This window comes from Sulfolobus sp. E5-1-F, from assembly GCF_009601705.1.
GTDB lineage: Archaea > Thermoproteota > Thermoprotei_A > Sulfolobales > Sulfolobaceae > Saccharolobus.
Genome location: NZ_CP045687.1, coordinates 1740757 through 1753144 on the forward strand (window position 1 = coordinate 1740757; position 12388 = coordinate 1753144).

General features: G+C 34.5%; 12 protein-coding genes, 1 tRNA gene and 1 pseudogene. 9 read left to right on the plus strand and 5 right to left on the minus strand.

Features of this window, described 5'->3' with window-relative positions:
• The first annotated feature begins 11 nt into the window (after positions 1–11).
• Positions 12–935, plus strand: a complete 924-nt coding sequence (gene priL / locus GFS03_RS08920; protein ID WP_153423599.1) for a DNA primase regulatory subunit PriL — start codon at positions 12–14, stop codon at positions 933–935.
• Here the strand turns inward: priL and pgsA are convergent.
• Complete coding sequence (pgsA, locus tag GFS03_RS08925) at positions 914–1501, minus strand: archaetidylinositol phosphate synthase (protein ID WP_153423601.1); 588 nt, start codon at positions 1499–1501, stop codon at positions 914–916. The two genes, priL and pgsA, sit on opposite strands and share 22 nt — an antisense overlap.
• A 34-nt stretch (positions 1502–1535) precedes the next feature.
• Here pgsA and GFS03_RS08930 point away from each other — a divergent pair, with 34 nt between their 5' ends.
• Genes GFS03_RS08930 through GFS03_RS08940 form a run of 3 tightly spaced genes read left to right on the plus strand, consistent with a single transcriptional unit; the run spans position 1536 to position 2800 of the window.
• Entirely contained in the window at positions 1536–1847 is a 312-nt protein-coding gene (locus GFS03_RS08930; RefSeq protein ID WP_153423602.1) for a hypothetical protein, read from the plus strand.
• Between the two features lie 27 nt (positions 1848–1874).
• Positions 1875–2360 carry a protein-lysine N-methyltransferase gene (locus tag GFS03_RS08935; RefSeq protein WP_153423604.1) on the plus strand — a complete coding sequence of 162 codons (486 nt, stop codon included), beginning with the start codon at positions 1875–1877 and terminating at the stop codon, positions 2358–2360.
• Positions 2357–2800, plus strand: coding sequence for a DUF2286 domain-containing protein (locus GFS03_RS08940; RefSeq protein WP_153423605.1), 444 nt, complete (start codon positions 2357–2359; stop codon positions 2798–2800). Before GFS03_RS08935 ends, GFS03_RS08940 begins: the two co-directional genes overlap by 4 nt.
• Positions 2801–2881: 81 nt before the next feature.
• Here GFS03_RS08940 and GFS03_RS08945 read toward each other — a convergent pair whose 3' ends face one another.
• Entirely contained in the window at positions 2882–5533 is a 2652-nt protein-coding gene (locus tag GFS03_RS08945; RefSeq protein ID WP_153423607.1) for a DNA-directed DNA polymerase I, read from the minus strand.
• A gap of 218 nt (positions 5534–5751) precedes the next feature.
• On the opposite strand from GFS03_RS08945, the gene GFS03_RS08950 reads away from it, so the two are divergent.
• Positions 5752–5826 (plus strand) — tRNA-Arg (locus tag GFS03_RS08950).
• Positions 5827–5832: 6 nt separating this feature from the next.
• Here the strand turns inward: GFS03_RS08950 and GFS03_RS08955 are convergent.
• Positions 5833–6333: a DUF367 family protein gene (locus GFS03_RS08955; RefSeq protein WP_153423609.1), complete on the minus strand. Its 501-nt coding sequence runs from the start codon at positions 6331–6333 to the stop codon at positions 5833–5835.
• 161 nt (positions 6334–6494) lie between these two features.
• Positions 6495–7439, minus strand: a pseudogene (locus GFS03_RS08960) (mechanosensitive ion channel family protein).
• Positions 7440–7573: 134 nt separating this feature from the next.
• Between GFS03_RS08960 and GFS03_RS08965 the strand changes: the two are divergent.
• Genes GFS03_RS08965 through GFS03_RS08980 form a run of 4 tightly spaced genes read left to right on the plus strand, consistent with a single transcriptional unit; the run spans position 7574 to position 11058 of the window.
• Positions 7574–8359, plus strand: coding sequence for a hypothetical protein (locus GFS03_RS08965; protein WP_153423611.1), 786 nt, complete (start codon positions 7574–7576; stop codon positions 8357–8359).
• A 41-nt stretch (positions 8360–8400) separates the two neighbouring features.
• On the plus strand, positions 8401–9636 hold the full coding sequence (locus GFS03_RS08970; protein ID WP_181443749.1) for a phosphoglycerate kinase: 1236 nt from the start codon (positions 8401–8403) through the stop codon (positions 9634–9636).
• Entirely contained in the window at positions 9629–10651 is a 1023-nt protein-coding gene (locus GFS03_RS08975; protein ID WP_153423615.1) for a phosphorylating glyceraldehyde-3-phosphate dehydrogenase, read from the plus strand. The genes GFS03_RS08970 and GFS03_RS08975 overlap by 8 nt, the downstream gene beginning before the upstream one ends.
• Entirely contained in the window at positions 10648–11058 is a 411-nt protein-coding gene (locus tag GFS03_RS08980; protein WP_153423617.1) for a universal stress protein, read from the plus strand. The genes GFS03_RS08975 and GFS03_RS08980 overlap by 4 nt, the downstream gene beginning before the upstream one ends.
• Here GFS03_RS08980 and glyA read toward each other — a convergent pair.
• On the minus strand, positions 11051–12352 hold the full coding sequence (gene glyA / locus GFS03_RS08985; protein ID WP_153423618.1) for a serine hydroxymethyltransferase: 1302 nt from the start codon (positions 12350–12352) through the stop codon (positions 11051–11053). The two genes, GFS03_RS08980 and glyA, sit on opposite strands and share 8 nt — an antisense overlap.
• Positions 12353–12388 lie beyond the last annotated feature (36 nt).

A 12388-nucleotide genomic window follows, 5' to 3' on the forward strand; every position in this document is an offset into this window, starting at 1 on the left:
TAAGTAAGGACATGGTATTAGACGTTAAAAAATATCCTTTTACCAAAAGTCTTAATGACGAACTTAAAAAATATGGAGGGGGTATTACACTAACTGATTTGCTATTAAATAGTACTAAACTTATAGACCAAGCTAAAGATAGGATACAAAAAGTTAAGTCTGGTGAGGAACTACTACATTATGTCTCTTATGATGAACCCGTACTCGTTTTTTACACAACACTACTTTCTCTAGCAGTATTAAATGATCCTAAGCTTATTAGAAAATATGCATACGCTGAAGCCAAACAATTCAAATCTTTGCTTCAAAATGAGAATGAGGAAAACTTACTCGAAATTTCTAGATCGTTAGATCTAAGGATAAATAGATGTGAGCAAATAAAATTTTATTTAGAGAAAAAGAGAAGGATAATACAAAAGGATTTTTGTACCAGTTTTATAGAATATCTGAAATATACAAAAGGTCTTAGTGATGATTGGAAGCTGAGTAAACAGATTTTACATAATGGATACGTATATTTGGATAAAAATCAACTTACCGATCTGATAGCTGAAAATATTAAGAATAAAATAATTGAAATGATAAAACCACTGAATCTTAAGGAAATACCAGAAAAATTGAAGAGCTTAATAGAAAAGAAAGGAATAATTCCTCCTTGTATAGAAAGCATTTTAGGGAAGGAAAAGTTAAATGAGGAGGAAATAAGGACTTTAATTACATTTTACATTAACATAGGTAAGGGATTAAGTAGCATAGTAGCAATAATGAAAAAATGGAACGTTACGAACATAGAGGACCTATATAAGAAATATAGAGGAGATAAAGAGACTAGGTATATCGTGTATTCATGTGCGAAGATGAAGCAATTAGGTTTATGCGTAAGTAATTGTAATGTTAAAAATCCCTTACAGCTTTACTTCCTTAGTAACGAATAGACAGCATGGAATCTCTGGATCACTGTAATTACAGTAAGTAACATGAATAAATAAAATACATACAAGGAAACCTGTTTACTAACTATTAGGTAAAGTAGAAGAATTATAAGTACAAATATTATCCTTTCTCCTCTCTCTATTATTCCTCTACCCTCCATTTTTAACCCAAGTGATTCAGCCTTAGCTCTAATATATGAAATTGTTAGAGATAGTCCAACAGCTATCGCCACAAGATACGAGGTAAATCCTAAGAATATGAAAGCGGAGATGTAAAGAATGTCCTCTATCCTGTCTAACGTAGAATCTAAGAAACTCCCTAAGGGAGATGCAGTATTTGATACTCTTGCTACTTCTCCATCTATTCCATCCATTATTGCTGAAATTATTAAAAAAACTATTCCTAGCACAGTATTAGCTCTCATGATTTCAAAGTAGTATATTACTGCAAATACTAGTCCTAGTAATGTAATAAAATTTGCACTTACTCCAAATTTGGTTAATGTTTTTGCTAACGGTTCTATTACTCTTTTTATTTGCCTTCTTATTCTGGTTAACATAGCAACCACTACTATTTTAAACCCTTTTAACTAGTGATACGGGATGACAGCTAAAAAATTGATTCTGGTAACCTCGGAATCCCACCCTTTACACAAGGTATTTATGGAAACTTTAGATGAGCTTTCTAAGGAACTAAATTTAGAAAAAGAAGTTAAAATGGAAGATTACGCATTTCTTGCAGATTATGGTGAAAAGGACGAATTCGATATGCCGTTTCTTCCCCAATTATTAGTTCAAACAGACGATGGGAAAATAATCCCCATACTGACTAAGATGCCATTCGATGCTAGCCTAAAGCCAGACAAGAAAGCAGGTAAAGAAGAAGCTATTAAAAAAATTAAAAACCTAGGATGAGATAGGATTATTTTGAAGTGAGAAGTTTTGAGTTACGTACCACATGTTCCTTATGTACCAACACCAGACAAAGTTGTAAGAAGAATGTTAGAAATAGCTAAAGCTTCTCCAGACGATATAGTATATGATTTAGGATGTGGAGATGGAAGGATAATAATAACGGCAGTAAAGGATTTCAACGTAAAGAAGGCTATAGGTGTAGAAATTAACGATGAAAGAATAAGAGAGGCATTAGCAAACATTGAGAAAAACGGAGTAACGGGAAGAGCTTCAATAGTAAAAGGTAATTTCTTCGACGTCGATATTTCGGAAGCTACTATAGTTACAATGTTCCTTTTAACAAATGTTAATGAGATGCTAAAACCAAAGCTCGAGAAAGAGCTAAAACCTGGAACTAGGGTGGTTTCTCACGAATTTGAAATAAGGGGTTGGAATCCAAAGGAAGTAATAAAAGTTGAGGACGGAAATATGAATCATACAGTATATCTCTATGTAATTGGTGAACATAAATGAAAATTTTAATAGTAAAGAGTGAAAATGGAAAGGTTACGTTAGAGAAAATAGCTGAAGGTGAAATTAGCAAAGTATTACGAGATGTTGCAAAAGAGGCATTAGAGGAATGGAATGAACTAGCTTCAGATTTTATAATTATGCGTGACAATCAAGAGGTACGATTACCCCTTCCGTTAAAACCTGAGGTTTATGAAGCAATTAAGACTTTTTTAGTTGGCAAGGATAAAAAAGAGGCTCTTGCTAAAATTCCATTGTATATAATAAGCTACGAGAATGAATGGAAAGAAAGTGATTTTCAAGATAAGAAGATCTATGTGGTATCATTTTATATTAATGATGAAATAAAGAAAGGCATATTAGATGACGCAGCCCAAATGACAAGTGAACAGAAACAAGAACTAACAGAAGAAGAGGAAAAGGAAGATTTGGAGGAAGAATAAAATAAATAGTTAAATTTTCTAAACACTTTCTACCTTAAAGGGTTAAAAAAGAACATTATTGTGAAAACACTCTTAGGTTTGTTAATTATTTCCTTTTCCTCCTGGAAATGAAAAGAACGAATCTATTGAAATTGTAGCTGCTATTTCATCCCAAGATACTCCAAATGCTTTTAGGATTTGTTCGAATGTGCTCCTTAAAGCTTCTAAATATTTCTCCACATCTATTTCAGTAACTTTTGCTAGTTGCACTGGTTTTACTCCATCTTTTGATCTAACCTTAACATAGTATATCACGTCTCTGGGCAAGACGTTAATTCCAAAAGGTTTAAGTTGTAGAGCTGCTTTCACATGTTGGGGAGTGTTCTTTTTATATGCGTCTAAAGGCTTAGATAGCATCACTTTAAACGCTAATTCATCGAGATTGTATCCCTTATTCTTTAGCTTTTCATATGATCCTTTAATCACGTCTACTATTTTTCCTTTAATTTCCTTTACATCATTTGGCGAGTTTATTGAAACCATTAGCTCCTTTACATCATTAAATACCTTTTTTACGAATTCTGGTGTATTTCTCTTCTTCACTAACATCCCCTTTATCTCAACCTTTCCATCCGGATATACCCCAAAATAATTCTTCTTCAATCCTGAGAATGCAACAAATTTATATGTTTTATCAACTTCTAAATCCAAATTGAAATTAGACTTGACCCATTTTATAATATTCTCTAGACTATCTTTAGGAGGGTTAAGGAGAAATAACGAATCAGTATCGCCATATAGTACAGTTAAACCTTCTTCCCTTGCTTTCTTCACAGTACTGGTAATCACATATCTACCTAATGCAGTAACGCTCTCCGCTACTGCTGGTGCATATAGCGGAAATGTTTCAGCTCCAAACACACCATAGGTAGCGTTTATAAAGACTTTCATTGCTCTCTGTACCACATCATAAAGTAGTTTTTGTTCTTCACTATTATTAGGGTTCTTCGCTTTCTTTTTGTATATTTTTACTCTGAAGTCTCTTAGTAACCCGGTTATTACTGCAGTTATACCTGGTCTATCCATGCAAACTATATGTAGTACCTCACCGGTCTCATCTTTTACTTCATAAGGCTTTTTGCATTGTTGAATATCTACAGTCTCATAACTGAGATTCCACGTTCTAATTATTGATGGATATAGCGACGCAAAATCCAAAACGGTTATGTTAAAGAATATTCCAGCTGGAGGGTCTATAACTACTGCGCCCTTATAACCTTTCCCTTTTATTAGTGCAGAGGTTCTAATGTTTGAGGATTTTGCTAATATTTCTTCCTTTAGAGGAATCAACCAATTTCTTTTCCTATGTTCCCAATAATATAGATTCTTTACCCAAGTAGAGATTTCTGTTCTCGTCAATTCCTCTATTCCCAGTCTAGAAATTCTCGAGAATAATATAATTAACTTCATAGTTAGATCATTGTTAAACGTCGTAAGCTGAAGCGTTATCTCAGCGTCCCTAAAGTTATATTCTATTAACTTTTCTATATCCAAGAAGGATATTAGCGTATCTACCTTAACTTTCGACGTACCCAATAAGGCCTTTGCTACAGCATCTAAATTATATTCATTATACTTACCTTCAAATGCATAATTTCTTACTGCCTTGTTAAAGAAGAATTTGTATAAATCTATATGAAGACCGGCCAAGTACTTACTTTCATTCTTACTGACAATATCTATGGGGATTTCTTCTGGGAAATAGCCTAATTTTAACGCTCTAAAGTAGATATAGGGTAAATCAAAATCATCTCCATTGAAGGTAAGAACTACTGGGTATTCTAACAATATATCAAAAAATCTCCCTAATAGTTCATACTCAGTATTGAACCTTTCTATTGATAATCCTTCGAGTTTTACATTTCCTTCATTAACATCGTTTCTGTTTAATACGAGAACCTTCCTTAACCCATCATTTCCTGCTAAAGCAATACTTATAATTGGAAATTCTGCTTTCTGAGAATCTGGAATCCTACCCTTAACTGGTGTATACACCTCAATATCTATCGCAACCCTTTTTATTTTAGGTATTTCAGTTTCAAATATGGGAAGCCAATCAACTGCCATTTGTCTAGTCATCTCATCTGAGTCAGCAAACGCTTTCTTAATCTCCTCAACGTCCTTCTCGTCTAAAGACAAGGAAACACTCTCTAACTTACCATTCTTAACAATATAAGGCATACCTGGAATCAGACCTGTGTCATACATATAATTATTGAAGTACTTTATGTGAGCCTCATATGCTTTAGGAACATCGTCCCTTAATCTTCTTACCGCTAATGGATCTCTAACCACAATTTTAGTCAATTTGAATTTATTCCAAGTATATGGGTCTATCTTAGTCACAGTCTCTATATGATCAAATGCTGGATCTCTAACAATTTTAGGCACTTTACTTACTTTATCTGGTTCAAGATCTACTAGAAAGTATGGCTTATGTCCAGTACTATCATATAAGGCATAAATTTTTTGGGTTACTTTATCAAATAACTTACATACAGCCTTACCTTTCTTGCCATCATAATCTACTTGCAATAGGAAATATATCTTATTTTCTTGAGCCTCTTCAAGCCATTCCTTCTTAGTTATCCTTTTTGCCTCAACGGGATAGCTAGGTTGTGATTGTTGAGTATTTTGTTCATTCTTGACAGATTTAGATGAAGGTATATCAAATAGGGTAAGTTGCTTAGCCATTTTCTAACATATATAACTTTATGAAAAATACGCTATAAGTTTTAATGCGGAAGGGCAAATGGACATTTATGAAGAATACGAATCTTAAAATTTCTAAAAATGTTATAAGCTTACATCTACTTTTGTCTCATTATTTTCTAAGGGACGCATCTTAGATCTTAGTAAACATTATTAATATGCATGAGAAAGGAAACATCAAATACAGAACAATACTTTGAGGACCCGTAGCTTAGCCAGGACGGAGCGCCGGCCTGCGGAGCCGGCGGTCCCGGGTTCAAATCCCGGCGGGTCCGCACAATTTATTTTCTAAGAATTTTTTCAATAATTTCCTTTTCGATCCTCTTTATTTCTTCTTCATCTTTATTTCTATATGCTTCCAGAAGCTCTTCATTCAATTCTATGAAAGTGTGACCCCACTTTACTACATTAGAGAACTTCATAGCCTCGTCTACCTCATTAAGAATATATAACGTGGCTATCAACGCCTCAACAGATGACAGTTTGTAGGCTATGCCATAATGTATTGGATTACCTGCAAACAGAATTGGCAATCTTCTATGCTCTCCTCTTACACTTTTAAATTCGTTTAGTGACGTATTATTCCATGAGGTGTCGATAATCGTTATACCCCTCTTTATTAATATATCTTTGTCTTTTATTGATAAGGTTCTTTCAGAGAAGGGATCAAGAATTATACCTCTGCCTACTTTCGAAAGTTCAGCAAGTTTAAGTTTAACTAACTTCTTACCGGTACATTTCCTTGGATCATCTTTATGATAGTCTATAACATATACCTTCATTGGTTTTCTAATGAGTTTTTTTGTTTTCTAAATATTAATAAGTATAGCAAACTTTACGAGTCTAATTCTACTTTAAAATTCTATACAAGGTAGGTTCTTTTTATTATTAATTTGTATTAGAACGACATTTTGGTAAAACTTGTCAATTAAGCTGAGAAAGACTATGAGGTCTTGATTTGTTGTGAATCTTGTTGCTCTTTAGCTATAAGATCTTGCCTTAGTCTTAATAATCTTTTTACTGCATCCGATTTTATTTTTCTCCAATTCCTCATTTACATCTATTTTTAATCTAGCTAATACTATTACGTGATCCTTATCGCTTTACTCATTTATGTAAGGTCCTTCAATTACGTTAAAGTCCTTCAATTCCTCTTTAACTAGATTTTCTAAAGTACTTATATCAACGAAAGCTAAAGGAAACTCTACCCTTACATTAATAACTTGCTCTTCAGAGTATTTCGAGGTCTAATCCAAAACTGCTGAGTTTAGTAATACAATATTTGGTACTCTTAATTCTCTTAAATTCTCTAAAAGAATTCTAGAATAAAACAAATCTATCTCAACCACTGTACCTTTGTATCCTTGTTCTATAAAGTCCGTTGAAAAATACTTATAGGCTGGGAACTGTGCAAGAAAGAATGGTACTTGTGTGGAAACAATTCTTATTTTATCCCCAACGGTAATATATCCACTTAGCATTATTAGCAAGCCAGCAAAAAAGTTACTTAAGACTGGTTGCACAGCAAGACCTACAATTAGACCGGCAAAAGTACTTCCCGCAATTAGTGTAGAGGAGCTAACTCCTAAGGGCAATACCACTAATAGTAGAACAAGCACATATCCAAAGTACTTTACACTGTTTGCTATTACATTAGCTCTTATACCGAGTCTCCTTTGCGAATAAACCCTTATAGCTTCTGCTATCGACGAGACTATCCATAAGCCTATAAAATGTATAGAAGCATCCTAAGATAGAAAATTACTGAGCTAATCGTAGATTGGTTGGTTATTCCAAAACCTTGTAAAATGTACGGAATTATAAAGCTTAGTATAATTACTAAAAAGGACAGAAATACTAGTATGGCAAAACGTAAACTTAATCGCATCTCTATTCTATCTACTACTTTCACTTAAGATTTAAATATATGTAAACTGTATAGTCATATCGCTATCTGGCATATTTTTCGAGCATAAATCCTTGTAACTGCTAATTGTTAAGGATTTAAACTTTAGTTGCATAATGTTATTAGAGGCTCAAAAATTGATCTTTGACATATTCAAGAAAGATAAAAACGATGAGGTTAGAGAGCCATTTTACGCTGACGAGTACGGAGAATGGTTAGTTGTCTCCCATAATAAACCATTAATATATATTTCAAATATTTTACAGAAATCAATCAAGAAAGCTGGATTAAAGAACCATGATCTATACGTGATCCAATATACCGAGGATGAAAAAATAAGAAATTTGGCTAGTATAAAGGGGATGATTTGTAGCAATGGAAATGTAAAAGAACTTGATTTAGCTAATGCAATAAAAAATTCCCTAAGCGATAATCTTACAGTTGGTGAAATAAAGATATTTAAATTGAAGATTTGTGGCATTCTCTTTATATTCTTCTATATAGACGTTGTAGTTAGAAATCTGAAGGACACGCGAGGTAGTGTAAAACTCCTCTTTCCGCCAATGGGTGTAAACTTATACGATATACCCTATACTCTTCAATCGTTAATAAAGAACGTAATAGAAAAAACCCTTGGGATTAATTGTAATGTTTCGGAAATAGATACTGGTGATGGAACTAGACTTAAGGCAATAGCTGAATGTAGGCTACAGCAACCCTTAGAGTCTATTGAACCATTAAGGAAGGCATTAGAGTATTTTAGCCTTTCTGAGCCTAAGATCTCCTTAAATAGGACCAATGTGAGACAAATTGAGTTACAGATCTTTATAAATCAGTTAAAGACTAAGGCGTTAATACCTCTAATTTGGGATCGTTTTATTATCGATTCTCTGCGTTGCTAAAAGTTATTACCCTAAAATTCAGTATATAACTGGGGATCTTTTTGATCAAAGTGGGAGATTTAACTATACCTACAATGGATGATATAGATATACGATCGAAGAAAGTTCTATTGCGTATTGATATAAATTCACCTGTAGATGAGAACGGTAGAATAATTGACGATTCTAGAATAAGGGCACATATTGGAACTATAAAGGAACTAATAGAAAAGGGTAACTCTGTCGTGCTTATTTCACATCAAGGTAGGCCTGGAGATAAGGATTTCATAAGCCTAGAGGAGCACGCCAAATTACTCTCAAAGTATTTAGAACGCGAAGTAATTTTCATAGAAGACGTAATAGGTCCATATGCCAGAGAAATGATCAAAAAGCTAGAAAATAATGGAGTTCTACTTTTAGACAATATAAGACTAATTTCAGAGGAGTTAATAGAGGCCCCGCCACAACAACACGTAAAAACATTTTTAGTAAGAAAATTAGCTCCACTTTTTGACGTATATGTGAATGATGCATTCGCTACTTCACACAGAAGCCAGCCAAGTATTGTAGGCTTTCCCCTGGCTTTACCATCAGCTGCTGGAAGAGTAATGGAAAAGGAAGTTTCAGCTTTAGCTAGAATTTTTAATGCTGAAGATACACCAAAAATATTTACATTAGGTGGTGGTAAGGTTCACGATACTATTAGAATAATCGAAAATCTAGTGAAAAAAAGAATAGCAGATAGGATACTTACTGGTGGTCTCGTTGCAGAACTGTTCTCTGTTGCCAAAGGAATAAATCTAAATCCAAAGAACATGGAAATTTTGGAAAAATTAGGTATTTTGAGCTTAATTCCTAGAGCTAGAAAACTACTTCTAAGTGGAGCCCCTATCGAAATACCAGTTGACTATAAGGTAGAAATAAACGGAAACGTAATAGAAGAACCAGCGAGTAAGGTTACTGGTGTGATAAAGGACATCGGTTCCACTACTGCGGAGATATACTCTTCATTTATAAAAGATGCTAAAGTAATAGTTTTAAGGGGACCAATGGGAATAATCGAGGATGAAAGATTTAAGAGTGGGAGTAAAAGTGTCCTAAAAGCGGCATTGGAGGGCCAAGGTTATGTTATAATAGGAGGTGGACATATGATAAGTGCTTTAGATAAGGATATGAAGATCGATAGTAATAGAGTTCATATATCTACAGGGGGAGGAGCCCTTCTCTTATTCCTATCTGGAGAAAGATTGCCTGCATTAGAAGCATTATCAATGTCGGTGGTGAATAGCAGTGATTAGCGTAGCTGTCAATGGATATGGTACTATAGGGAAGAGAGTTGCTGACGCCATCCTTAAACAACCAGACATGAGACTCGTAGGAGTCGCAAAGACATCTCCTAATTACGAAGCGTTTATAGCACATCATAAGGGAATCAAGATTTACGTACCCCAACAGTCCATTAAGAAATTCGAAGAGTCCGGAATACCAGTGGCTGGCACAGTAGAAGATCTAATAAAAACCTCAGATATTGTAGTGGACACTACGCCAAATGGTGTTGGTGCACAATATAAGCCAATTTATCAACAATTACAGAGAAACGCTATATTTCAAGGTGGCGAAAAAGCTGAAGTAGCTGATATCTCATTCTCAGCCTTATGTAATTATAACGAGGCCCTTGGCAAAAAGTACATTAGAGTAGTATCATGTAATACTACTGCACTACTTAGAACAATATGTACAATAAGTAAGGTCAGTAAAGTAGAGAAAGTTAGAGCGACAATAGTTAGAAGAGCTGCTGATCAAAAGGAAGTCAAGAAAGGACCTATAAATTCATTAGTCCCTGATCCCGCAACAGTGCCAAGCCATCACGCAAAAGACGTTAATAGCGTTATAAGGAATTTAGATATAGCTACGATGGCAGTAATAGCCCCAACAACATTAATGCATATGCACTTTATCGACATAACCTTAAAAGATAAGGTAGAGAAAAAAGATATACTTAGCGTTCTAGAAAATACTCCGAGGATAGTTTTAATCTCCTCAAAGTATGATGCAGAAGCTACAGCGGAATTGGTAGAAGTGGCGAGAGATTTGAAAAGGGACAGAAATGATATTCCAGAGGTAATGGTATTTAGTGACTCGGTTTACGTTAAGGATAACGAGGTCATGCTCATGTACGCAGTGCATCAGGAATCAATAGTGGTACCAGAAAATATAGATGCAATAAGGGCTTCAATGAGATTAATGAGTGAAGAAGATTCCATGAGAATTACTAATGAAAGTTTAGGAATATTAAAGGGGTACCTAATATGAGTGAACCATCTTATTTTGTGAGCTTCTGGTTAAGGAAAATACTAGTACCGGTGGACGGTTCTGAGAATAGTTTAAGGGCGCTAGATCTTGCAGTAGATTTCGGTATGAGATATGGCTCCAAAATAACTATAATACATGTATGTAGTGATTGTAACAATATGAACGATATACAGTCACTAATTGAAAAAAGGGTAAACAATAAGATTGAATATGATTTAAAAATAGTTAAGATTAACATAAAGGAGTCTAGTGTTTCAAATGAGATATTAAAGGTAATAAATGAGGAACCTTATGACGCAGTAATAATGGGAGCAAGAGGAACTTCATTAAATAGCGATATAAATATAGGCTCTACAGCTCTAGCAATATCCATTAATGCTCCAGTCTCTGTAATCTTAGTTAGATGATTAATTTTAATGACTTCGAAGAATATTTTTCTAGATCTTTCATATCATCGAAAGTATATTTGACCTCTAAGAAATTCTTCCTCATCTGGATTACCTCTTTTTTAACTTCATTAACGTCCTTCTTGTCTATAATAACTTTCTTAAACAACTCAGCAATCTCCTCCATTTCACCTTCTTTCATCCCATATCTGGTCATCTCTTGTACCCCTATTCTTAGGCCACTAGGATCAGAAACGTTTTCTGGCTTATCATAAGGTAGCAAATTTTTGTTTACTATAATATTTGCATCTTCTAGTAATTTAGCTATCTTATTCCCTCCACCGAATTCTCTGACATCTACAGCAACTTGATGACTCTTAGTATAGCCTAGATTCTCACCAATTACCTTAAATCCTCTTTCAGCTAAAGCTTCAGCTAAAGCCTTTGAGTTCCTTATTATTTGATTAGCGTAACTTTCGCCAAAGTACTTCATCTCGATTGCTGTTACTGCAGTTGCTGGTAATCTATGTAAATGATGATTACTAACAAACCATGGGAATATGGTCCTTGAAACTTGCTTAAAAACTTCCGAACCGTCAGAGAAAATGGCTCCACCTTGGGGACCAGGAAAGGTCTTATGAGTTGATACAGTCATGATGTCTGCTCCCTCTTTTAGCGGATTACTCCAAACTTTACCCTCTATTAATCCGTATACGTGAGCTGCGTCGTAAACCAATTTGGCTCCAACAGCATGAACATGTGGAGCCAGTTCTTTAGTAGGGTGAGGAAATAGATAAAGGCTACCTCCTAGTACTACAAATTTCGGTTTAACTTCTTCTATCATCTTTACCGCTTTATCTACATCTACGTTAATGTTTTCTTCATCAAATGGCATTTCAATATGTTGAATACCCAAAGCTCCCAATGTTCCAAATTTGGTATGGCTAACATGAGCTCCAGCTTGTACTGGAGCTATTAATGCCTTATCTCCTGGCTCAGCTAGAACTCTAAACACGGCGGCATTTGCTATTGTACCACTAGTAGGTCTCAGATCGCAATCCTTCGAGTTTGTTATCTCATTCATCAATTCCATAGTAAGAGTTTCGATTTCATCCGTATATTTAGTCCCTTGATAATATCTCTTGTAAGGTTTACCTTCTGCATATCTAGACATGAAGTCACTCATATATACACTTTCAGCCAATGGACTCATTACGTTTTCAGATGCAATAAGGTTCAAAGTCTGTGTTCTTCTCCATACGTTCTGTGCCTTAGTAATTTCAAGAACTTTTTCCAATTCTTTAGGAAATGTCATAAGAGTAAAGTAGTTACAGAATATTTAAATTTTGAT

Excerpts from the sequence above, each read along its gene's own strand:
- priL (WP_153423599.1), top strand. The coding sequence starts at position 12 with ATGGTATTAGACGTTAAAAAATATCCTTTTACCAAAAGTCTTAATGAC.
- GFS03_RS08930 (WP_153423602.1), top strand. The coding sequence starts at position 1,536 with ATGACAGCTAAAAAATTGATTCTGGTAACCTCGGAATCCCACCCTTTA.
- GFS03_RS08940 (WP_153423605.1), top strand. The coding sequence starts at position 2,357 with ATGAAAATTTTAATAGTAAAGAGTGAAAATGGAAAGGTTACGTTAGAG.
- GFS03_RS08945 (WP_153423607.1), bottom strand. The coding sequence starts at position 5,533 with ATGGCTAAGCAACTTACCCTATTTGATATACCTTCATCTAAATCTGTC.
- GFS03_RS08955 (WP_153423609.1), bottom strand. The coding sequence starts at position 6,333 with ATGAAGGTATATGTTATAGACTATCATAAAGATGATCCAAGGAAATGT.
- GFS03_RS08965 (WP_153423611.1), top strand. The coding sequence starts at position 7,574 with ATGTTATTAGAGGCTCAAAAATTGATCTTTGACATATTCAAGAAAGAT.
- GFS03_RS08980 (WP_153423617.1), top strand. The coding sequence starts at position 10,648 with ATGAGTGAACCATCTTATTTTGTGAGCTTCTGGTTAAGGAAAATACTA.
- glyA (WP_153423618.1), bottom strand. The coding sequence starts at position 12,352 with ATGACATTTCCTAAAGAATTGGAAAAAGTTCTTGAAATTACTAAGGCA.